At 57.8% G+C, this 21,271-nt stretch carries 19 protein-coding genes and 1 pseudogene; 8 read left to right on the top strand and 12 right to left on the bottom strand.

What is annotated here, in order from left to right; translation table 11 throughout:
* Positions 1 to 54: 54 nt before the first annotated feature.
* From TL5118_RS17510 to TL5118_RS17490, 5 genes are all read left to right on the top strand, one after another.
* On the top strand, positions 55 to 1,956 hold the full coding sequence (locus TL5118_RS17510; protein WP_058244144.1) for a cation:proton antiporter domain-containing protein: 1,902 nt from the start codon (positions 55 to 57) through the stop codon (positions 1,954 to 1,956).
* A gap of 113 nt (positions 1,957 to 2,069) precedes the next feature.
* Positions 2,070 to 3,197 carry a peptide chain release factor 2 gene (gene prfB, locus TL5118_RS17505; RefSeq protein ID WP_058244143.1) on the top strand — a complete coding sequence of 376 codons (1,128 nt, stop codon included), beginning with the start codon at positions 2,070 to 2,072 and terminating at the stop codon, positions 3,195 to 3,197.
* Positions 3,198 to 3,338: 141 nt separating this feature from the next.
* A complete protein-coding gene (locus TL5118_RS17500; RefSeq protein ID WP_058244142.1) occupies positions 3,339 to 3,671 on the top strand; it encodes a putative quinol monooxygenase in 333 nt (110 codons plus the stop codon).
* A gap of 109 nt (positions 3,672 to 3,780) precedes the next feature.
* Positions 3,781 to 5,211, top strand: a complete 1,431-nt coding sequence (locus TL5118_RS17495; protein ID WP_058244141.1) for an amidase — start codon at positions 3,781 to 3,783, stop codon at positions 5,209 to 5,211.
* 122 nt (positions 5,212 to 5,333) lie between these two features.
* Positions 5,334 to 6,146 carry a DUF2189 domain-containing protein gene (locus tag TL5118_RS17490; protein ID WP_058244140.1) on the top strand — a complete coding sequence of 271 codons (813 nt, stop codon included), beginning with the start codon at positions 5,334 to 5,336 and terminating at the stop codon, positions 6,144 to 6,146.
* 76 nt (positions 6,147 to 6,222) lie between these two features.
* On the opposite strand, the gene TL5118_RS17485 is transcribed toward TL5118_RS17490, so the two are convergent.
* The 8 genes from TL5118_RS17485 to TL5118_RS17455 all read right to left on the bottom strand — a co-directional run bounded on the left by TL5118_RS17485 (position 6,223) and on the right by TL5118_RS17455 (position 13,797).
* Complete coding sequence (locus TL5118_RS17485; protein WP_058244139.1) at positions 6,223 to 6,933, bottom strand: FkbM family methyltransferase; 711 nt, start codon at positions 6,931 to 6,933, stop codon at positions 6,223 to 6,225.
* A 244-nt stretch (positions 6,934 to 7,177) separates the two neighbouring features.
* Positions 7,178 to 7,738, bottom strand: coding sequence for an acetolactate synthase small subunit (ilvN, locus tag TL5118_RS17480; protein WP_058244138.1), 561 nt, complete (start codon positions 7,736 to 7,738; stop codon positions 7,178 to 7,180).
* A gap of 71 nt (positions 7,739 to 7,809) precedes the next feature.
* Positions 7,810 to 9,564, bottom strand: coding sequence for an acetolactate synthase 3 large subunit (locus TL5118_RS17475; protein ID WP_058244137.1), 1,755 nt, complete (start codon positions 9,562 to 9,564; stop codon positions 7,810 to 7,812).
* Between the two features lie 531 nt (positions 9,565 to 10,095).
* Positions 10,096 to 10,260 (bottom strand): hypothetical protein, encoded by a 165-nt coding sequence (locus TL5118_RS21430; protein WP_165590063.1) that lies wholly within the window; start codon positions 10,258 to 10,260, stop codon positions 10,096 to 10,098.
* Positions 10,194 to 11,237 carry a hypothetical protein gene (locus TL5118_RS17470; RefSeq protein WP_058244136.1) on the bottom strand — a complete coding sequence of 348 codons (1,044 nt, stop codon included), beginning with the start codon at positions 11,235 to 11,237 and terminating at the stop codon, positions 10,194 to 10,196. Before TL5118_RS17470 ends, TL5118_RS21430 begins: the two co-directional genes overlap by 67 nt.
* Before the next feature lie 63 nt (positions 11,238 to 11,300).
* Positions 11,301 to 11,552, bottom strand: a complete 252-nt coding sequence (locus tag TL5118_RS17465) for a hypothetical protein (RefSeq protein ID WP_058244135.1) — start codon at positions 11,550 to 11,552, stop codon at positions 11,301 to 11,303.
* A gap of 126 nt (positions 11,553 to 11,678) precedes the next feature.
* Positions 11,679 to 12,359 carry a response regulator transcription factor gene (locus tag TL5118_RS17460; RefSeq protein WP_058244134.1) on the bottom strand — a complete coding sequence of 227 codons (681 nt, stop codon included), beginning with the start codon at positions 12,357 to 12,359 and terminating at the stop codon, positions 11,679 to 11,681.
* 10 nt (positions 12,360 to 12,369) lie between these two features.
* Entirely contained in the window at positions 12,370 to 13,797 is a 1,428-nt protein-coding gene (locus TL5118_RS17455; RefSeq protein WP_058244133.1) for a cache domain-containing protein, read from the bottom strand.
* A 282-nt stretch (positions 13,798 to 14,079) separates the two neighbouring features.
* Between TL5118_RS17455 and TL5118_RS17450 the strand changes: the two genes are divergently transcribed.
* From TL5118_RS17450 to TL5118_RS17440, 3 genes are all read left to right on the top strand, one after another.
* Entirely contained in the window at positions 14,080 to 15,165 is a 1,086-nt protein-coding gene (locus TL5118_RS17450; RefSeq protein ID WP_058260812.1) for a TRAP transporter substrate-binding protein, read from the top strand.
* A gap of 152 nt (positions 15,166 to 15,317) precedes the next feature.
* Positions 15,318 to 16,208, top strand: a complete 891-nt coding sequence (locus tag TL5118_RS17445; protein WP_058244335.1) for a TRAP transporter small permease subunit — start codon at positions 15,318 to 15,320, stop codon at positions 16,206 to 16,208.
* Positions 16,209 to 16,224: 16 nt separating this feature from the next.
* Positions 16,225 to 18,579 (top strand): TRAP transporter large permease, encoded by a 2,355-nt coding sequence (locus TL5118_RS17440; RefSeq protein WP_058244131.1) that lies wholly within the window; start codon positions 16,225 to 16,227, stop codon positions 18,577 to 18,579.
* Between the two features lie 107 nt (positions 18,580 to 18,686).
* Here TL5118_RS17440 and TL5118_RS17435 read toward each other — a convergent pair whose 3' ends face one another.
* The 4 genes and pseudogenes from TL5118_RS17435 to TL5118_RS17420 form a co-directional block, all read right to left on the bottom strand.
* Positions 18,687 to 19,073 carry a CZB domain-containing protein gene (locus TL5118_RS17435; protein WP_058244130.1) on the bottom strand — a complete coding sequence of 129 codons (387 nt, stop codon included), beginning with the start codon at positions 19,071 to 19,073 and terminating at the stop codon, positions 18,687 to 18,689.
* Between the two features lie 106 nt (positions 19,074 to 19,179).
* A complete protein-coding gene (locus TL5118_RS17430) occupies positions 19,180 to 20,007 on the bottom strand; it encodes an arginyltransferase (RefSeq protein WP_058244129.1) in 828 nt (275 codons plus the stop codon).
* 174 nt (positions 20,008 to 20,181) lie between these two features.
* A complete protein-coding gene (locus TL5118_RS17425) occupies positions 20,182 to 20,631 on the bottom strand; it encodes an RDD family protein (RefSeq protein WP_058244128.1) in 450 nt (149 codons plus the stop codon).
* A 113-nt stretch (positions 20,632 to 20,744) separates the two neighbouring features.
* A pseudogene (locus TL5118_RS17420) lies at positions 20,745 to 21,164 on the bottom strand (DUF2852 domain-containing protein).
* Positions 21,165 to 21,271 lie beyond the last annotated feature (107 nt).

Below are 21,271 nucleotides of genomic sequence, written 5' to 3'. Positions count from 1 at the left end.
CAGGCACAAATCGGCAATGCTGCGGGGGCGTTTGAACAGGATGGACAAAGCCCCATGACCGATTTCCTATTGCTTGCATTTACCTTTCTTGTGGCCGGGGTGGCCGCGGTGCCGATCGCCTCAAAACTGGGGTTAGGGTCGGTGCTGGGCTATTTGATCGCAGGGATTGCGATCAGCCCGGTTCTGGCGATCCTTGGGGTTGATGTGATTGCCATTCAGCACTTCGCCGAATTTGGCGTGGTCATGATGCTGTTCCTCGTCGGGTTGGAGTTGGAGCCCAAGGTTCTGTGGCAGATGCGTGCCCGCCTGTTGGGCCTTGGCGGCGGGCAGGTGGGCCTGACCACGGTTGCGGTTGCGGCTGTCGCCTTCCTTATGGGGCAGCCGTTTAACGTGGCTTTGGCCATCGGACTGGTGCTGGCGCTGTCCTCCACCGCGATTGTGCTGCAGACGTTGAATGAAAAGGGCCTGATGAAATCCGACGGCGGGCAGTCCAGTTTCTCCGTTCTGCTGACCCAGGACATCGCCGTGATCCCGATGCTGGCCTTCATCCCGCTGCTAGCGATGCCGGATCTGGTCAATATGGCACCGGGTCTGGAAGGTGCGGGCAGTTCGGGCCATGCCGGTGGTGACAGCGGCGGGTTTAGCCTAGTGGCTGGCTTGCCGGGCTGGCAGGTCACTTTGATCACACTTGGCGCCATTGCCTTTGTTGTGGTCGGGGGCATTTCGCTCACCTCACCGATTTTCCGCTTCATCTCAGCCGCCAACCTGCGCGAGTTGTTCACCGCTGCGGCGCTGATGATGGTGGTGGGCATCGCCCTTTTGATGACCCTTGTTGGTCTGTCGCCGGCGCTTGGCACCTTCCTGGCCGGTGTTGTTCTGGCGAACTCAGAATATCGCCATGAATTGGAAAGCGACATTGATCCCTTCAAAGGCCTGCTGCTGGGGCTGTTTTTCATGACGGTGGGGGCGGGGATCAACTTTGGCCTGCTGTTTGACAACATCCTGACCATTCTTGCGCTGACCCTTGGCCTGATTGCGCTGAAGGCCGCAATCCTGCTGCTGCTGGCCCGTCTGTTCAAGCTGGAGGGCGGCGATAAATGGCTGTTTGCGCTTGGCCTTGCACAGGCGGGTGAATTTGGTTTTGTGCTGCTGTCCTTCACCGTGGCCAATGCGGTGATCCCGGCGGCGATTGCGGATCAGCTGCTGCTGGTTGTGGCGCTGTCGATGCTGCTGACGCCGGCGCTGTTCATCCTCTATGATCGTGTCTTTGCAGCGATGGGTGTTGAGGATCAGGAACGCGAAGCGGATGAAATGCCCGATGGGGCCAAGATTATCATCGCGGGGGCCGGCCGCATAGGTGGGCTGGTCAACCGGATCGCGGAGGCGGCGGGCTATCAGCCCACGGTGATTGACTACAGTTCCAAACGGTTGGAGATCCTGAAAAAATTCGGCGTGAAACATTACTACGGCGATGCCACCCGGCCGGATCTGTTGCACGCGGCAGGGATCCAAGAAGCGAAGGTGCTGGTCATCGCCATTGATGACCGCGAAAAGATCAGCGAGTTGACCCATTACGTCAGCAAAAACTACCCGCATGTGCATATCGTGGCCCGCGCGGTGGACCGGGATCATGTCTATGACCTCTGGGCGCATGGCAGCCGCGACATCATCCGCGAAACCTACGACAGCTCTCTGCGTATGGGGCGCAGCCTGTTTGAGGCCTTGGGCATCGACCGTCCCATTGCAGAAGAAATGCTAGAGGTCTTCAATGAAACGGACCGCCGGGCCATGCTGGCTGTTGCGGATGCCCATAAGGTTGGCGTGGCCAGCCATGAAAACGATGAATACGTCGAAAGGGTGCGCTCAATGGTAGATGAATGGCAGTCCCAGCTGCAGGCCGATATTGAGGTGGTGCGCCAAGGTGGACCGCGCCCTTATCGGTCAAGTGATGGATAAGGATTTGAGTATTTAAGGAACATTGAAAAGGCGGCAGTAAAGATGCGGCGCTTGCCCCTGCTGCGCCACCTTGCTATCACGCAGCACTGACAAGAGATAAGCAGGATTGCCCCATGCGCGCCGAAGTTCAGAACATCGTTTCCGAGATTGAAAAGTCCCTGGCGCTGCTGCGTCAGCGGATGGATTATGAGACGGCGCAATTCCGCATGGAAGAGTTCAACGCCCGGGTTGAAGACCCGACGCTGTGGGACGATCCGGAAAACGCCCAGAAACTGATGCGCGAGCGTCAGACCCTGCTGGATGCGATCAAAACCCATGATGATATGCAGCAAGAGGTTGCCGATAACATCGAGCTGATCGAGCTGGGTGAGATGGAAGAGGATGATGAAGTCATCGCCGAGGCCGAAGCCGCGTTGAAGGCGCTGGTTGCCAAGGCGGCTGAGAAAGAGCTGGAAGCGCTCCTTAATGGGGAAGCAGACAGCAACGACACCTTCCTTGAAATCAACTCAGGCGCAGGTGGTACGGAAAGCTGTGACTGGGCCTCGATGCTGGCGCGGATGTATGTTCGCTGGGCAGAGAAGAAGGGCTATAAGGTCGAGCTGCAGTCGATGACCGCGGGCGAAGAGGCGGGCATCAAATCTGCCGCTTATAAGATCACCGGCCACAACGCCTATGGTTGGCTGAAGTCGGAATCGGGTGTGCACCGTCTGGTGCGGATCTCGCCCTATGACTCGGCTGCGAAACGACACACCTCCTTCAGCTCGGTCTGGGTCTACCCGGTGGTGGATGACAATATTGAGATTGAGGTGAACCCGTCCGATATCCGGATCGACACCTATCGCTCCTCTGGTGCTGGTGGTCAGCACGTGAACACCACAGACTCAGCCGTGCGGATCACCCACATTCCCACCGGTGTGGTCACCACCAGTTCGGAAAAATCGCAGCACCAGAACCGTGACATTGCCATGAAAGCGCTGAAATCGCGGCTCTATCAGATGGAACTGGACCGCCGTAACGCTGCTATCAATGAGGCGCATGAAAACAAGGGCGATGCCGGCTGGGGCAACCAGATCCGCTCCTACGTTCTGCAGCCCTATCAGATGGTGAAAGACCTGCGCACCAGCCATGAGACATCAGACACCAAAGGTGTGCTGGACGGTGATCTGGATGGGTTCATGGCCGCCACACTGGCGATGGATGTTTCCGGCAAAAGTCGCTCGGAAGCGCAGGCAGACGATTGATCTGACCAGCAGTCAACGTGAACGGTTGAGATGACAAAGCCGGGTCCAGTGACCCGGCTTTTTTGTTGCGGGTCTTGCGGTTAACACCGAAACCTCACATGGTTTGATGGCCCCTGTGACCCAAGTAATCGGATCGATTAGATGATTTTGGAAATCCGCCATTACACCTTGAAACCCGGCAAGCGGGAAGAGTTCATCTCCTATTTTGAAACCCGCAACCGCGAAGCCCTGCGCGAGGCTGGGATGCTGGTCTGGGGACCGGTGCGCGATCTGGAACATCCTGACAAGGTGCATTGGATGCGTGCCTTTGCTGACGAAGCAGCGCGTGAGCGGCTGAAAGAGGCGTTTTACAACGGTCCGGTCTGGTTGGAGGAAGTCGAGGCAAAGGCTATGCCGCTGATCGCGCATTATCAGGCGGATGTGGTCGAAACCACCGCTGGATTTGAGAACTTCGCAGGCGCCCCAACGCTCTGAAGCTAAGAGTTTTATGGCGTTTGGTCGTTGTCCATTAGGATAGCGTGCCGATAAAAGATTGTCTCTCAACGCTTTATCGGCAATCCTCATATTCGACCGGAGGAAGGTGATGGATATTCTCGACTGCGACGCGCTGGAACTTTCGGCGCTGCTGGAGGCAAGAGACCTCAGCGCGGTCGAACTGATGCGCGCCACGCTGGAGCGGATCACCGCCATCAATGACGATGTAAACGCCATTGTTGCCCTGCGCGATGGCGACCGGCTGTTGGATGAGGCGCGCGCCATTGATCAGACCGAGCGGCGCGGCTGGCTGCATGGGATCCCCTTGGCGGTGAAGGATTTGGCCAATGTCGAAGGGCTGGTCACCTCGATGGGCTCCCCGATGCAGGCGCGCACCGTGGCGCCGCAGGACAGCGTCTTTGTGGAACGGATGCGCCGGGCAGGGGGGCTGTTTATTGGCAAAACCAATGCACCTGAATTTGGCCTAGGATCGCATACCTTCAATGACGTCTATGGTGCCACCCGCAATCCTTATGATCTGACCCGGTCCTCTGGTGGATCCTCTGGCGGTGCCGCGGCGGCGCTGGCAACGCGGATGGTCAGCGTATCGGATGGGTCTGACATGATGGGATCGCTGCGCAACCCGGCGGCCTGGAACAACGTCTATGGTTTCCGCCCCAGCTGGGGCCGGGTGCCGTCTGATCCCGATAGTGAGCTTTTCCATAACCAACTGTCGACCAACGGGCCGATGGGCCGGTCCCCTGCAGATATCGCGGCCTTGCTGGAGGTGATGGGCGGTTGGGATATGCGCCAGCCCTACGGGCTGCTGCCGCAGATGTTTGTCGATCGCATCCGCACCAATGTGAACGGTCTGCGGATCGGCTGGCTGGCGGATTGGGGCGGAGCCTATCCGATGGAAGACGGGGTGCTGGAAACCTGTGAATCGGCCCTTGGTGTGTTCGAACAACTGGGCTGCAAGGTGGAGTATCTGGCGCCACCGTTCCCCGCGGCTCGTCTGTGGGAGGCTTGGACGACCCTGCGGTCCTGGGCGATCGCTGGCAATCTGGCGCCGCTACATGCAAATCGCGCCAGTCGCGCTCAGCTGAAGCCCGAAGCGATTTGGGAGATTGAGCAAGGGCTGGAGCTGTCGGGCATGGCGGTCAATCGTGCCTCAGCGGCACGGTCTGACTGGTACCGGGCTGCGATCGACCAGTTTGCAGAGGTGGATGTGCTGATGCTGCCTTCGGCCCAGTGCTGGCCCTTCCCGGTGGACTGGCGCCACCCCGAAGAGATCGCTGGCCAGGCGATGGACACCTATCATCGCTGGATGGAGATTGTGATCCCCGTCAGCCTGCTGGGGCTTCCCTGCATGTCGATCCCCGCTGGTTTTGGCCCGCAGGGCCTGCCGATGGGGATGCAGCTGATTGGCCCGCCGCGCGGCGACCTGAGGGTGCTGCAGATCGCCCAGGCCTGGCATGAGGCCACCAACTGGCCCGGCAAACACCCGCCGCGCCCGGCCCAAAGTCTGCGGCTGCATTAGTGCCAACCCCGGCGCTACTGATGCCAAAAAGAAATATGCCAATTTTTCTATGCATTGCCCCGCTTCGGCTTTAACCTAAACCCAAGTGGCACCAAGCCGAAGGCCAGGGAGGGGTAAGAGCAATGACAGAGGCACCACAGCACGGTGTGCCTGAGTTGGGGCAAGTGACGTTTTCTGTATTGAATGAGGCCCTAAAACGCGGCTGGTCTGACATGCGTCGGGCGCCGCTTTTTGGGCTGATCTTTGCCTCGGTCTATGTGGCACTGGGCTGGCTAATGGCCTGGATTACGGTTCGTACCGGGCAGAGTTACTGGCTGGTCTTTGCTGCTGTTGGCTTCCCCCTTGTGGGGCCGTTCACCGCTGTGGGCCTTTATGAGGTCAGTCGGCGACTGGAACACGGTATGCCCTTGAAACTAAAGCCCGTGTTCGGCGTGATCCTCTTGCAGAGCCAACGGCAATTGCCCTCGATCAGTGCGATCATCATCTTCATGTTTTTGTTCTGGTTCTTTCTGGCCCATATGATCTTTGCCGTCTTTATGGGCACCATGACCATGACCAATGTCTCCACCTCCTTTGAGGTCTATCTGACCTCAAATGGTTTGGCGATGCTGGCGGTTGGCACAGCAGTCGGGGCCGGATTTGCGCTGTTGCTTTACATGATCACCGTGGTGTCGCTGCCGATGCTCTTGGACCGCGAGGTTGATTATGTTTCAGCGATGATTGCCTCTTTCCAGCTGGTGCAGGTAAATTTCGTGCCCATGATCCTCTGGGCCGGGTTTATCGCTGTGGTGACCTTCCTGTCCCTGCTGCCGGGGTTCTTCGGGCTGTTTGTGACCCTTCCTCTGTTGGGCCATGCCACATGGCATCTTTATGATCTGCTGTTGGAGCCACAGCAAACCTCAGCCGGCACCAAGCCTTTGGAGGCTAAGGGCTGAGGGTAAGCGATCAGTATTAAGCACGTTGAGGGCGCAGCCAGAAGAGGCTGCGCCGGAACTTGCCCAGGTCTTCCGTTTAACTGGTCGGAAGATAGAAAGTGTTGCCTTCCATTGATCCCGCAGCTTGGTACTGTGCTTTTGGGGCCAGCTTGTTCAATGTGCGCTCAAAGTCATTTTTGAGCCAGCGCTTTTGCCCCTCAAGCACCACCAGCGGCTGGCTAGAGGTCAAAATACGCTCTGCCCCTTGTAGTGCAGGGCGTTCAAATCCCTCGACGTCCAGATGTAGGATTGAGATGCGCCGTGACTTCGGTACCAGCGTGTCCAGCGTCATGATATCAACGTCGATATAGCGTCCACCATCGGCTTCCGCGCCTTCGACGATACGTTCGCCTGCGGCAATGGGGCGTCCATTTGGCCGTGTCACCATCATTGTTAGGCTGCCGGGTTCAGCGCCAACCGCCACATTAGACAGGGTAACCTGGTTTAGCCCGTTCAATCGGATGGTTTCTTCTGCTGCTGCGAATGACGTGGGAACCGGTTCAAAAGTGTGAATGCGCGCCGTGGGATCAAGCCAACGGTGCAAAGCAGGGAGGAAGTCACCAATAAAGGCCCCGCCGGTCACGATGTCACCGGTGCCCAAATGGTGTTGCAGCATTTTTAAAGTTTGCGGCTCGTAAACGTTTCCGGCCAAAAGGTGATCTACAATATTGCGACCGATATAGCTTTCGGGGACGCAGTAGAATCCATATTCGTTCATCGCAATATTGCGCTGAAAATCCAGTGCCATAGCTCTGCCTCATTTCAAATTGGGCTGCGTTCGGCACTTGTCGAAATTATGACGCCTCAGCAGCCATCGTTAATTTTTTGGAAAATTTCTACATAAAATTGAATCAAAGTCCATGATGCTCAGATGTATCACTGGAAGCTGTGTCAAAATTGCGTCGCCTCTGCGCTGTGGCCTATGACGACGTCTTCGGCAAACGAATAAGGGGCCCATTGGGCCCCTTTGTCATTTCAGGATTTGGCTTGGATCAGACGCCGCGGGACAGAGCGGCCACGCCGGTGCGGGCGATCTCCACCATGCCGAGGGGGCGCATCAGATCGGCGAAAGCGTCGATCTTGTCCGGCGCGCCGGTCATCTCAAAGACAAAGCTGCTCAGGGTCGAATCCACCACATTGGCGCGGAAGATCTCAGCCAGACGCAGCGCCTCAATGCGCTTTTCACCTTCGCCTTCAACCTTGATCAGCGCCAGTTCACGTTCGACTACATCGCCTTCGACGGTCAGATCATGCACGTCATGCACCGGCACGATACGGCCCAGCTGCGCCTTGATCTGTTCGATCACCTGCGGGGTGCCGGTGGTCACGATGGTGATGCGCGACAGGTGACCGGTGTGATCCACCTCAGCCACGGTCAGGCTTTCGATGTTGTAGCCACGGGCGGAAAACAACCCGATCACCCGGGCCAGAACACCCGGTTCATTGTCCACCAGAACGGCCAGCGTATGGCGTTCCTTCACGTCCGAGAAGTTGGGACGCAGGTTATAGGCGGAGTGGCTCGTGGAGCCTTTTTTGATGTGTAGAGCTGCCATTGGTTCTCTCTTTCAAATCATATGCATCAGCAGGGAGGAACGGGGGCAGGTCCTGCCCCCGAGGCGCGTCATCACACCAGCACGGCGCCGCCGGCCTGGATCACGCCCTGGGTTTCAGCCTCACCCAAGAGCATTTCATTGTGGGCCTTGCCCGACGGGATCATCGGGAAGCAGTTTTCGTGCTTCTCCACCAGACAGTCAAAGATCACCGGCCCGTCGTAGTTCAGCATTTCCATGATCGCATCATCCAGATCATCCGGGTCCGAGCACTGAATGCCCTTACAACCAAAGGCCTCGGCCAGCTTAACGAAATCGGGCAGCGCCTCAGACCACGAGTGGCTGTAGCGCTCGCCGTGCAGCAGCTCCTGCCACTGGCGCACCATGCCCAGACGTTCGTTGTTTAGGATGAACTGTTTCACCGGCAGGCGGAACTGCATGGCGGTGCCCATTTCCTGCATGTTCATCAGCCAGGAGGCTTCGCCGGCAACGTTGATCACCAGGCTGTCGCGATGGGCCATCTGAATGCCGATGGAAGCGGGAACGCCATAACCCATGGTGCCCAGACCACCCGAGGTCATCCAACGGTTGGGATCTTCAAAGCCCAAATACTGCGCCGCCCACATCTGGTGCTGACCCACTTCGGTACAGATGTAGCGATCGTGGTCCTTGGTCAGCGCCTCAAGGCGTTCCAGAGCGTATTGTGGCTTGATGGTTTTGCCTTCCTGGGTGTAGCTCAGGCATTTGACTGCTTTCCAGGCTTCGATCTGTTTCCACCAGGTCGCAAGTGCTTCGCTGTTGGTTTTGCGCCCGCGGGCTTTCCAGACCTTCAGAATATCTTCCAGCACGTGGCCGACGTCGCCGACAATCGGGATGTCGACCCGGATCACCTTGTTGATCGAGGAGGGGTCAATATCGATGTGCGCTTTGGTCGAGTTCGGGCTGAAAGCATCCAGACGGCCGGTGATCCGGTCGTCAAAGCGTGCGCCAACGTTGATCATCAGATCGCAGTCGTGCATCGCCATGTTGGCCTCATAAAGACCATGCATGCCCAGCATGCCCAGCCATTTGTCACCCGAAGCGGGGTAGGCGCCCAGACCCATCAGGGTGGAGGTGATCGGGAAGCCGGTGCCGTCGACCAGTTCACGCAGCAGCTGGCTGGCCGCCGGGCCTGAGTTGATGACGCCGCCACCGGTGTAGAAGATCGGGCGCTCGGCTTTTTCCAGCGCGTCCACCAGCATCTCAATCTCGGCCATGTCACCTTTGACCTTGGGCTGGTAATGGCTGACCTCAACCTTCTGCGGCGGGGTGTATTCGCCATCGGCAAACTGCACGTCTTTTGGGATGTCGATCAGAACAGGACCGGGACGGCCCGAAGTGGCCACATGGAAGGCCTCATGCAGGGTGCCCGACAGTTTGTCGGTGTTTTTCACCAGCCAGTTGTGTTTGGTGCAGCTGCGGGTGATGCCAACGGTGTCGGCTTCCTGAAAGGCGTCTGAACCAATCATGAAGGTCGGCACCTGGCCGGTCAGAACCACAATCGGGATCGAGTCCAGCAGCGCATCTGTCAGGCCGGTTACCGCGTTGGTGGCGCCGGGGCCCGAGGTGACGAGGCACACACCGGGTTTACCGGTGGAGCGGGCATAGCCCTCAGCCGCGTGAACCGCGCCCTGTTCGTGGCGCACCAGAACGTGCTTGATGTCATTTTGTTGAAAGATCTCATCATAAATCGGTAGCACGGCGCCCCCGGGGTATCCGAATACGACGTCCACACCCTGATCCTTCAGGGCTTGAACTACCATTTTCGCTCCGGTCATCTGACGTGTCATGTGTTTGCTCCGTTTACGACGTCAATTTTAAAGCTATCCAAGAAAAAGCCCCCGACTTTCGTCTGGGGGCGCATGGGGTTCCATTATGGTGTCCGTTACCGGCCCATGCGCCAAAATCCAATAATGACCACTAGTGCGTTCATTGTTCAAAGACCCTTTTTGGTGCTTGGGCTGAGTATTATGGGCCTCTGAGAGGGGCGTCAACCGCTAAAGAGGCGGAAAAGGGACGTTTTTGGGTGAAAATCTTTGCGAAAGTTGCGCGGTGATTTCTGATTTGGGAAATTTTTGCAAATGTCCGCAGAAAAACCGCCCAAATGCGGTGGCATTGGGTGAGGGCAGCGGAGGTCTGGCGCGTAGATCCTGTTGTGTTTCAGGACGCCGGGTCACCTTTGCACCGTTGATTGTAACTGTCACCCGGTATTCAGCAGCGTGCGGGACTTTGGCGCGGTGCGATGGATTGAATGTAGGACGCAGGCAAAAGGGGGCACAGCCCTGCGCCCCCTTAAGGTCAGTTCATAGATGGTGGGAAGATCAGTTCAGCTGTTCCATCACCACAGCTGAGGCCTTATCGATTGGCAGCTCAGCGATCTCTTCCATGGCAACGCCGGTCAACTCACGCATCAACGGGCTCAGCTCCTCGCGCAGTTGCTCATCCAATGTGCCATAGGCGTGCAGCATTTCGCCGATATGGCCCATTGCGCCATCCTTATCGCCATCCTGCAGGGCGCGGGTGCTAACATGCGGCCTCGCTCCATCCCCGCGGTCAAGCCAGCCAACCAGGCCGCCTGATAGGCTTCGCCGTAATTGTAGCTGGCCAGGGGCTCATGCACCTTGCCGTAGATCTGCACCGCGGTGACCAGCAGTTCGACATTGCCGCTTTCCATCGCTTCGGCGTAGGCGCTGTCTGCATCGATCAGGCTGGCCTGCACCTCCATCAGCAGCTCATCGGCCTTGGGGTCGCCCGCCATCCGGTCAAGCTGAGCGCCCACGGCGTCCTGTGCAATCTCACCAACCAGACCGATCAGCGCTGACTGTACTTCGGCGGCACCTTCTCTGGTGGCTTCGGTGCCGTCTTCGGGCACAACGGTTGCGATCCGGGTGCCGATGCTTTGCAGTTGCTCAAACTGGCGCCGTGAGGCCCCGCCGGGGTTCAGGCATAGAAGCGAGGTGCCATTGCGCAGGCAGGCGTTGCCGCTTTCATCCACCACCCGGCGGGTGCCGTCGATGAAATAGACGGTGCGTTGCGGGCGGCAGCTGCCAACCTTGGTGACGGATTTGGCAAACAGCGCCTGAAAGTGGAAACCTTTGCCATTCTCATCCGCATCCACGGTGCCGTTAGGGTCCCCTTCGCCATCGTTGAAGATCACCTCATAGGTGCCCAGCCGGTCTGCACCATTCAGCGCGCGGTCGATCCACTTGCCGGCGAGCCGGGCAAATTTGCCGGCCAGCCCCGTTGCGGCTAGAACGCGCGGATCGGAAATGCCAAAGATTGACGCGATGGTTTTGCCCTCATCTTCGATCAAGTCGGCAATATCGCCCAGGATCTCCCCCGCAGGCGAATAGTCGACCTCAAACAAGGTCAGGCTGACGGTCCAGGCCTCAGACGGCGCACATTCATGTTGGTGCTGGGCCAGAATGATCGTCGGATCGATTGACTTGGGGGTGCCGACCAAAGGCAGGCGGGGCGATTTCAGCTCATGCTACTCTTTATTGCCTTCTTCGCCACTGGGATCATCTCAATCCACATCGTAGCAGATCAGCCGTTCGGTGGTCATCAACCCATGTTTGGGGCCGTGGTCGGATTTCATCCGAAGGCAATATTCACTTTCACCGCCGCCATCATCCTGATCGGTGAGGGCGGTCAGCTCTTTAAGGAAGACGTGATCGTTCAGCTTGTCACTGGTGCCATCCTGATGGGCAAAAAGCGGGGAGGTTGAAAGTGCCAAGCACAAAAGGGCGGCCGGGGCCGTTTGGGAAATGGGTGTCATAATAATCCTCAATCAAAAATTGGCGCGCAAAAACAGGCGCGGGAAGAAACAGAAATGCAGACTGAAAGTGCTGTCAGCTTAGCACAGATTCAGCCTGTTTTCCATTTCTCGCGTTGGAGGAGGGGATCAGAGCCCGACGCCGGTGCCCTGCAAAACGCCGTGTTCCAGCGCGTAGCGGGTCAGGCCCGCGGTGGAGGAAATGCCCAGCTTGCGTTTGATGTTCTTGCGGTGGGTTTCCACAGTGCGCACTGAAATATCCAGCGCGATGGCCACTTCCTTGTTGGATTTGCCCTGGGCCAGCTGCAGCAGGATCGTCTGTTCACGCCCCGTCAGCGCATCGCGACCGCGCCCGTTCGCTGGTTCCAGCGAACCCTGCGCGCCGGTACACAGATAGCGCTCACCCCGCATCACGGTGTCAATCGCGGTCTTGATCTCATCCGTTGGTACATCTTTCAGAACATAGCCCATGGCGCCATGATCCAGCGCGGTTGAGATATACTCGCGTGAGTCATGCATCGTCAGGATCAGGATCCGCGTGTCGGGGCAGCGTTCCAGAATGATTTCGGTCGCCGAGAGGCCGCCAATATCGGGCATGTTCAGATCCATCAGGATCACATCGGGGCGCAGGGCCTCAACCTCATCGATGATGGCACGGCCACTTTGAAAGGTCGCCTGCACCTCAATGTCATCGTAGGATTCCAGAATGGACTGGATGCCCTCAGCGACCATCGGGTGGTCATCCACGATCACCAGTTTGACCGGTGTCTCATTCAGGGCGTCATCTTGGGGGGCAGGGGTCTCGGTCATCGGCTCTCTCTCACATCTGCGCCTTGGCAGGTGGCTCGGACAGTTCCTCAGGCGGGAGTAGGTGGCTTAGCGGCAGCTGTGCCTCAATCAAGGTTCCGTCGCGGCTAGATAGGATTCTAAGGTTCCCGTCAAGTTGTTCAATACGTTCTTGCATGTTGCGCAACCCCAGCCCGCCGGGGCGATCTCGCCGCCCGGTGTCCTGTGGCAAGCCATGGCCATTGTCACGAATGGACAGGGTCGCGCCGGATCGGTGGCCGCGCATGTTGACGCTGACCTCAGTGGCGCCAGAGTGGCGTTCAATATTGGTCAGCGCCTCCTGCGCAATCCGGTAAAGCGCAATTTTACTTTCTTGATCCAGACGGTTACGGAACACCACGGTGTTAAACTCGGTCTCAATCCCGGTGCGGGCGGCGAAGTCTTCGGTCAACGCTTTCAGGGCCGGGCCAAGGCCCAGATCGTCCAGCGCACCGGGGCGCAGATCGCGGCTAATGCGGCGCACCTCCTGAATGGCGCCCAGCAGGGCTGAGATGCCTTTTTCCAAGGTTTCGCCCGCACGTGCGTCACCTTGCAGCAGCCGCCGTTTGGCGCTGTCGAGGGCATAGCGCACCCCAACAAGGATCTGGCTGATCCCGTCATGCAGTTCCCGTGCAACGCGGCCGCGCTCTTCTTCCTGGGCGTCAAACACCCGCTGGGTCAGCTCTTTCAGCTTGGCATCGGCCAGCCGGCGTTCCCGGATGTTGAGGAACATGCCAGAGGCAAAGACCACCAGCACCGCGGCCAGTGTAATGCCTCCGATATAGAAAAAGGTGCGCTGCACCCGTGCCTCCACCTCGGCCCGGGCCGCGGCGGAGGTTTCCAGCACATCGTCAATAAAGACCCCGGTGCCCACGGCCCACCGCCAACTGGGAAAAGAGGTGACATAGGTGATCATCCGGGCCTCTTCCCCGGTTGAGGGTTTGGGCCAGAGGTAACTGTGATACCCCGCGCCTTGCCGCGCGATATCGATCAGCTCATCCACCACCGAGGTGCCTTCGCTGTCACTCAGCCCCGTCCAGTTCTGGTTGATCATGTCGGTTTGGCGCGGGCTGACCAGATTGGTGCCGTCATAGTCATAGACAAAGAACGCGCCCTCGGTGCCGTAGATCATCGCCGCAAGGATCTGCATCACCTGCTGTTTTGCCGCCTCATCCGTCGGGTCGGCGTTGCCGTAGATAAAGTAAAACCCGTTGCGTGCCTGGGTGACATAGTTCTTCAGCTCGGCCTTTTTGGCTTCGATCAGCTGCTCTTCCATCGCCTGAATTTCGCGTTCGGCCATCAGGCGGGATTGATGCGCCACCAGCGCCGAGATGGCAGCCACCGCCACAATCAAAGGCAGGGTCGCCAGAAGGGTCAGTTTCTGTCCGTAATTGGGGCGCAGCGGGAATCTTAGGAAAGCCATGACGATTCGTTACGCAATTTTGACCGCAAAATCAAAACACACAGCTGACGTTACGGTAAAAATACGGGCATCGCGGCGCGGAATTCACCGGCATACGCAACAGTTGTGCAAACAAAATTGGCACAAAAAAATAATTAAATATCAATGATTTATGACAGTCTGAGGGGTGTCTACGTAGTAGTAGGTATTCACTTAGTGACATACGAATGTAGGGTTGGCCCACTAAAAACGATCCGCCCGCAGTTCAGCTGACGGGCAGAGACCAATGGGAGGACCAATCTAATGGATCGTCGTTCTTTTCTGAAAACTTCCGCCTTGGGCGGTTCGGCAGCTGCCGCATCGACTCTGGCCGCACCGGTTTACGCACAGGGCAAAAAGACCCTGACCATGGTGACCTCGTGGCCCCGTGGCTTTGCTGTTCTGGATGACGCAGCCAGCTACATGGAAAAAATGGTTGCTGAAATGTCCGATGGCTCGCTGACCATCGACAAAAAAGCACCGGGTGAACTGGTTGGCGCACTGGAAGTTTTCGACGCTGTGTCGTCGGGCCAGGCCGATATGTACCACTCGGCTGACTACTACTACATCAACCAGCATCCGGGTTACGCTTACTTCACCGCAGTTCCGTTCGGCGGCACCGCGCAGGAAGTATCGAACTGGTACTACCACGGTGGTGGTGAGCAGCTGCACGATGAGCTGGGCGAAATCTTCAACCTGAAAGGCCTGCTGGCCGGTAACTCGGGTTCGCAGTCCGGTGGCTGGTTCCGCAAGGAAATCAACTCGGCTGACGACTTCAACGGTCTGAAGTTCCGTATGCCCGGTCTGGGCGGCAAAGTACTGGGTAAACTGGGCGCATCGGTTCAGAACATCCCCGGTGGTGAACTGTACCAGGCGCTGTCGTCGGGTGCTCTGGACGGTCTGGAGTGGGTTGGCCCGATGGCTGACGAACGCGCCGGCTTCCAGGAAGTTGCAAAAGTCTACTACACCGCTGGTTTCCACGAGCCGGGTTCGGCTCTGGCCTCCTCGGTTAACCTGGACGTTTGGAACGAGCTGAGCGATCAGCACAAAGCGATCCTGCGTTATGCTTCGATGGCTGTGACCCAGTACCAGCTGGCCGAAACCCTGGCAAACAACGGTGCCGCACTGGCCCGTCTGCAGAGCCAAGGCGTTAAAACCCTGCAGTTCTCGGACGACGTATGGGATGCATTCGGCAAGGCTTCGGCAGAAGTCATGGACGAAAACATGGGCGACGAGCTGTTCGCCAAGATCCGCAACTCGTTCGAAGCCTCGCTGGCCAACTCGGCAGCATGGATCAACAAATCGGACGGTTACTACGTTCAGCAGCGCGTTCGCGTGCTGGGCGGCTAAGCCGACACACTGTCAACTTTGGTCGGGCCCCGGGAAACCGGGGCCCGTTCCGGTGCAGCCGCAACCCCGCGAAGCTGCAGCCGTAAATAGGGGAAATGGGGGTTATCATGCAGGAAACCAGCACTGCCGGCTTTGGGCAGATTCTGGCGTCCATGGGGGATGGGGTTGTCTGGATCTTCCAGAACATCGCCCTGGCGTTCTACAATTTCGGTTATGCTGTATCCAACCCGAGCCTCTGGCTCGACTGGTCGGACAAGCAAGCCATCATGCGCTTCGTATACTACGGTGGTTCGGTGGAGTTCTTCTTCGTCGTCTTCACCACCTTCCTGATCGTCACCGCGATCGGTATGTGGAAGCGCAACTTCATGTGGGCCATTGTGCGCGGGCTTGAGGGCTTTGCGAACACCACTGGCCGCTTCTTTGCCTGGGCAGGTCTTTTGATGGTGCTGCAGCAGGTGATTATCGTTTTCATGCAGCGGATCTTTACCCGGCCTGACATCGTGTTCGGCTTCGGCGTGCCGCTGCAGTTTGACATCAGCTGGTATGCGGAAGAGCTGAAACTCTACAATGCACTCGTTGTAGCGCTTTGTGCCTCTTACACCTTTGTTCAGGGCGGTCACGTGCGCGTTGACTTGGTCTACGCCGGTGTAAAATACCGTACCAAGAAAATGATCGACATGTTCGGCGCGCTGGTCTTCATGCTGCCGGCCGCTACGTTGATCTGGCTCTACGGCTGGTTCTTCATGTGGCGTCACCTGATCGTGCCGAAGCCTTCGGCGTCGGATCAGCTGGAGCGCCTGTTGCTCAAAGCCCGCGCATTGCGCTGGAACGTGGAAACCATTGGCTTCTCGCCGAACGGCTTCTCGGGGTACTTCCTGTTCAAGATCCTGCTTGTGGCCTTTGCCGGCATGATCTTCCTGCACGGGATCGCATTCTTCTACCGCTCATACCTTGAGTGGAAAGAGGGCCCTGAAAGCGAAGGCAAATACCTCGACAAGGATACCCTTGGTGAGGGCGAAGAAGCCTATGAAGGCACGCACTAAGGCTGAGGATTAACACATGCTTTTTGGACTTGATGGGGTCGAGATCGGCCTACTTATCGTCTTCCTCTGCCTGTTCGGCTCGATTCTTTCGGGCTTCCCGGTGGCGTTCGCCATCGGCGGTGCAGGGGTTCTTTCCTTCGGGATCATCGCAGCGCTCGACAGCGCTGGACTGCTTATTCACCAGGCCATCGACACCAGTTCGGATGCCTATGCGGCCCTTGTGGCCACAGGGGTGAAAGAAGAGATCATCTCGGTCTTCCGATACCCAGACTTGCCACGGATTGCTGAACCGGTCTTCCCGAAAGGCTGGGAAGTGGCAATGGACCGCAACATTTCGTTCATCGTGAACCGTATGAACGAACGTGTTCTGGCCGGTCAGTCGATTGAAACCCTGCTGGCGGTTTTGATGTTCGTTCTGATGGGCATCACGCTGGAACGCTCGAAGATCGCAAACGATCTGCTGACCACCATGGCGCGCGTCTTTGGCCCGCTGCCCGGCGGTCTGGCGGTTTCGGTTGTTGTTGTGGGGGCGTTCCTGGCGGCATCGACTGGCATCGTGGGCGCGACTGTTGTGACCATGGGCCTTCTGTCGCTGCCAACCATGTTGCGCAACGGCTATAGCCCGGAACTGTCAACCGGTGTGATCGCGGCCTCAGGCACCCTGGGTCAGATCATTCCACCGTCGATCGTGATCGTTCTGTTGGGCACTCTGGCGGGTGACCTTTATTCGGCCGCACAGGAAAGCCGTGCGATCGAAGCAGGCTGTACCGATGCGCTGACCTATCTGGGTGAGCCGGCGGTTCTGTCTGTTGGTACGCTGTTCCAGGCGGCCCTGCTGCCGGGCATCATGCTGGCACTGCTCTATGCGCTCTATGCCTTTGGTTACGCGCTGTTCAACCCGTCCAAAGCACCTGCGGTGCAGATGGGCGCGTCGAACCATGAGGTGATCACCCGCAACGAAGGTCTGACCTGGTTCATCTTTGTACCGGTTGGTCTGATCGCGGCTGTGATGCTGGCGGGCAACCTTGGCGTTGTTGGCTCGCAGGATCTGACCGTCGACAGCTACACCGACATTGGCGAAGGCGCATCGCTGCGGACCAATGTAGGTGAACAGTGTCAGGCGTCGATGATCGAACTGCACGGCCAGGAAGCCTGGGACACTGCGGTTGCGGAACAACAGGCGCTGGACAACTCTGGTGCGGCCACCGAAGCTGTGAAACTGAGCGACGAAGAAATCGCTGAGTTGCGCACGCAGAAGATCGAAGCCGCGGCGCCGATTGGCACCGGTATCTCGATCATCATCGTGATGCTGGGGCTGATCCTGGCCTTCGGTCGCGGTGTATCGCCGTCGGGTGAAGCCAAGCCGCTGATCATCGGGGCCATCGGTCTGGTGCTGCTGGCACTGGTCGATATCCTGATCATCGCCCCGACCACCAGCGCGGGTGGCACCGTGGTGCTGATGGCGATCCCGACCTTGCTGGCGCTTTACGGCTGCAAAGAAGCTGTACTGCGCTGCACCAAAAACGAACTGATCCGGGTGGTCTTCCCACCGCTGGTTCTGATCGTTGCGGTGCTAGGCTCGATCCTTGGTGGCATCACCAACCCAACCCCGGCGGCTGCGCTGGGTGCGGCGGGTGCGATCATGCTGGCGGCCTACCGCAAGCTGCGTGATGAAGATGCTTCGGGCAAAGTGATCATCAACTCCACCTTCGCGGTGGCGATCATGATCCTTCTGGGGATGAACTTTGACCTGCGCATCAACACCAAAGAGGTGTCGGCTGAAACCTGGATCGCGTTCTTCGCGGCCTATTCCGCCTACCTCTATGCGGCCTTCGGTCTGATCTACAGCTGCTGGGTTCTGTTCCGCTCGGGCGTTCTGAGCCCGGTGGTGCGGGAAACGGCGAAGGTGACCTCGATGGTGTTTACCATCTTGATCGGCTCGCAGCTGTTGAACTTGGTGGTGATCTCCTTCGGGGGTGAGCACTATATCCAGCAGTTCCTGAAGAGCTTCGACAATGAGTGGACGGTCTTCCTGATCGTGATGCTGGTGCTGTTTGTTCTTGGCTTTGTTCTCGACTTCCTCGAGATCATCTACATCGTGATCCCGATTGTGGGCCCCGTCATCTATGGCGGTACCTTCGACCCGAAATGGGTGACGATCATGGTGGCCGTGAACCTGCAGACCTCGTTCCTGACCCCGCCATTTGGCTTCGCGCTGTTCTATCTGCGCGGTGTGGCCCCGGCGAGTGTCACCACCGGTCACATCTATCGTGGGATTATCCCCTTCGTGTTGATCCAGGTGATGGGGCTGGCGCTGTTGTGGTTCGTCCCGTCGATCGTGACGATCGTTCCGGACCTGATCCCGAACTGATCTGACACCATGTAGAAAATCAGAAAGCCGCCCCGTTTGGGGCGGCTTTTTCTTTCAGTGAAGCATCGATCGGCAACAGTTTGTGAATCAATGCTGTCAGCGCATTATCAGGCGTTTTGTTTTACCAGGACATTCAACTTCCAAGCCGCAACAGCGCGCGTCAGGCTGCGGCTGGTCTTGGTGTAGTTTTCACCTTCGAGATATTCCAAAGCCGTCGCGAATTGGGCATCGTTGATTTGTTGTGCGACGTGGCCGGCCTCCTTGTGGAAATCTGCATGAAGCGCCTTCACCTTCTGTGCGTCTGCGGTGTTGCGGATTTCTGCGGGAAGGGCATAGAGCCATTTGCCGAACGTGCAGCAATCATCGCGGCAAATCGTGTCGACCGGTAAGTCTTGTTCCTTTCGGCTGGCGGCGCGGCGCAGGCGCATTTTCCAGGCGGAGTGCGCTTTTACGGCGTCTGACAGGGCTGTGGCGAGGGCATCGGATGTACTCATATTCGTAGTCCTTCGTAATAGTCACGAAAGAATAAACGTTTGAAAAAGCAACCGTTTTAGGGAGTTGGTTTCATTTAGTGTATTATTGGTGTACTTTAAGTGGGGCTTAGGAACGTTTCACCGGGTGGCTCAGGTCAGGCAGTGAGATACTGGCGACCTGCTCAGCTATCGGATCGGTCGACAATGGGTGCAGTTCCGAGGAATATGCCTCTTCCCCTTTGAAGGCTTCCCAAGCGCCTGCGCGGAACACTTCCAGGCCTTTGAAGTTGGACTTGTAGCCCATCTTGGCGCTGCCCAGCACCCAATAGCCCAGATAGACATGCGGCAGGCCGGCTTCGCGCGCGATCTCAATGTGATCGAGGATCACGAAAGTCCCTAGGGAATCTGCGCGCCGCTCAGGGGCGTAGAAGGAATAGACCATGGAGGTGCCATCCTCCAGCAGGTCCGTCAGGCAGACCGCCACCAGATCGCCGGTGGTCTTATCGGCATATTCAATCACCCGGGTGCGGATCGGAGTTTCCTCGATCATCGCAGCAAATTCGAACACATCCATATCGGCCATGCCACCATCGGCATGGCGGCTGTCCAGATAGCGGCGGAACAGATCAAACTGCTCTTCCGTGGCCCAGGCCGAGGTGGCGCGGCGCACAAGATTGCTGTTGCGGCGCAGGGTTCGGCGCTGGGTTTTGTTCGGGGTGAAATTGTCAACGTTGATGCGCGCTGACAGGCAGGCCGCACAATCGGTACAGGACGGGCGGTAGAGCACGTTTTGGGACCGACGGAATCCCTGTTTGGACAAGCTGTCATTCAGCTTGCCCGCCGCGTCGCCTTGCAGCGCCGTGAACAATTTACGCTCCATCCTATCTGCCAAATAGGGGCAGGGCTGCGGAGCGGTCACGTAAAACTGTGGCGCGAGGGGTAAAGTATGTCGCATGCACTCAATAAAGTCGCCCAGGTTCGGCAGGTACGATAGCAGCGAAGATCGCCAAGGTCGAGAGTCGATCCATTGACGGTGGAAATAGGGCAAATGACGGAAATTTCGCCGCCCTTTGACAGCAATAGCCCCGCCCAAAAGGACGGGGCATAGCGGGTCATGGATGTGGCGGGATCAGCGATGCCCGGCGCGGTTGATCGCGACGGTGCCCAGCAGGTGATCGCTCAGGCCCTGACCGCGGGCGGTGGTCAGCATCAGCACAATCGAAATGACCTGCAGCAGAGGCATCGCGAAAGATACAGACAGTCCCAGCGTGTGCAAAAAGGCCATGCCTAGATCGAAACGGTCGCCGTTGGATTTGCGGAACTCAATTCCAAGGAACCGCATGCCCAGTGTGGCTGATCCATTGGCGATGGTGACCACCCGATAGGCGAAGCCCACCATCAGCATCAAAAAGCCGAAAAACAAAATGCCGATGAAGGCGGTGAAGGGCAGCACCAGAAGGGTCAAACCAACAATCAGGACACTGTCGATCACCCAGGCCAAAAGACGTTTGCTGCTGACGTCCTGATAAAAGGCGGGTTGGGTTTCAGGATCGGGCAGGGCCCAGCCATAGGCGCTCATGAGGGGAATTCCTTTGTTGAGAAAACCGACCCGGTGGGGATCCGGGCCGGCGGGGGACGCTTGCGAAGCGGTTTACGCGTCACAGACAGGGAACATCAAATCGGTCGGGCCGATCAGGCGTCTTCTTTTTCGCGTTCGTCGTCAGCCTTCTGGGCGCGGTCGTCCATGAACTGGTCAAACTCTGCCTTGTCTTTGGCTTCGCGCAAACGCTGCAGGAAGGCTTCGAAGTCTTCTTGCTCCTGCTCCAGACGGGCCAGGGTATCGGCCTTATAGGCGTCAAAGGCGCTGTTGCCGCTGGATTACATCGCGTGAAAGCCGTGACGGGCGCGGTGTTTGCAGGACTTCGAGAACATTTGCTTACTCCAGATCATGTAGAACAGGAGAGCCAGACCAACCGGCCAGAAGAAGACAAACCCAAGAACCATGGCGGCGATCCAGGCGCCTTTGCCTTTGCTGTCCAGCCAGGCTTCGGTGCGGGTCAACCACCCCATACGTTCGGTGGATGCGGGGGTATAGGCGGTGGCGGGTGTCATCAATCTCTCCATTTTTGTGTGTATGTGAATGCCTTTCACATTGAATAGATTGGGATGGAGGGCCCGGCTTGCAAGGTCTGATGTGAAGACTTTTTACATTATTTTGT

Source organism: Thalassovita autumnalis (assembly GCF_001458255.1).
GTDB classification, from domain to species: domain Bacteria; phylum Pseudomonadota; class Alphaproteobacteria; order Rhodobacterales; family Rhodobacteraceae; genus Thalassobius; species Thalassobius autumnalis.
This window is presented reverse-complemented; position numbering and strand designations above follow the sequence as displayed.

Coding starts and splice junctions, on each gene's coding strand:
- TL5118_RS17460 (WP_058244134.1), bottom strand. CDS start 12,359: ATGACCGAGACCCCTGCCCCCCAAGATGACGCCCTGAATGAGACACCG.
- TL5118_RS17490 (WP_058244140.1), top strand. CDS start 5,334: ATGACAGAGGCACCACAGCACGGTGTGCCTGAGTTGGGGCAAGTGACG.
- TL5118_RS17425 (WP_058244128.1), bottom strand. CDS start 20,631: ATGAGCGCCTATGGCTGGGCCCTGCCCGATCCTGAAACCCAACCCGCC.
- TL5118_RS17500 (WP_058244142.1), top strand. CDS start 3,339: ATGATTTTGGAAATCCGCCATTACACCTTGAAACCCGGCAAGCGGGAA.
- TL5118_RS17450 (WP_058260812.1), top strand. CDS start 14,080: ATGGATCGTCGTTCTTTTCTGAAAACTTCCGCCTTGGGCGGTTCGGCA.
- TL5118_RS17465 (WP_058244135.1), bottom strand. CDS start 11,552: ATGACACCCATTTCCCAAACGGCCCCGGCCGCCCTTTTGTGCTTGGCA.
- TL5118_RS17510 (WP_058244144.1), top strand. CDS start 55: ATGACCGATTTCCTATTGCTTGCATTTACCTTTCTTGTGGCCGGGGTG.
- TL5118_RS17430 (WP_058244129.1), bottom strand. CDS start 20,007: ATGCGACATACTTTACCCCTCGCGCCACAGTTTTACGTGACCGCTCCG.
- TL5118_RS17485 (WP_058244139.1), bottom strand. CDS start 6,933: ATGGCACTGGATTTTCAGCGCAATATTGCGATGAACGAATATGGATTC.
- TL5118_RS17475 (WP_058244137.1), bottom strand. CDS start 9,564: ATGACACGTCAGATGACCGGAGCGAAAATGGTAGTTCAAGCCCTGAAG.
- TL5118_RS17440 (WP_058244131.1), top strand. CDS start 16,225: ATGCTTTTTGGACTTGATGGGGTCGAGATCGGCCTACTTATCGTCTTC.
- TL5118_RS21430 (WP_165590063.1), bottom strand. CDS start 10,260: ATGGGCCATATCGGCGAAATGCTGCACGCCTATGGCACATTGGATGAG.
- ilvN (WP_058244138.1), bottom strand. CDS start 7,738: ATGGCAGCTCTACACATCAAAAAAGGCTCCACGAGCCACTCCGCCTAT.
- prfB (WP_058244143.1), top strand. CDS start 2,070: ATGCGCGCCGAAGTTCAGAACATCGTTTCCGAGATTGAAAAGTCCCTG.
- TL5118_RS17445 (WP_058244335.1), top strand. CDS start 15,318: ATGGGGGATGGGGTTGTCTGGATCTTCCAGAACATCGCCCTGGCGTTC.
- TL5118_RS17495 (WP_058244141.1), top strand. CDS start 3,781: ATGGATATTCTCGACTGCGACGCGCTGGAACTTTCGGCGCTGCTGGAG.
- TL5118_RS17455 (WP_058244133.1), bottom strand. CDS start 13,797: ATGGCTTTCCTAAGATTCCCGCTGCGCCCCAATTACGGACAGAAACTG.
- TL5118_RS17435 (WP_058244130.1), bottom strand. CDS start 19,073: ATGAGTACATCCGATGCCCTCGCCACAGCCCTGTCAGACGCCGTAAAA.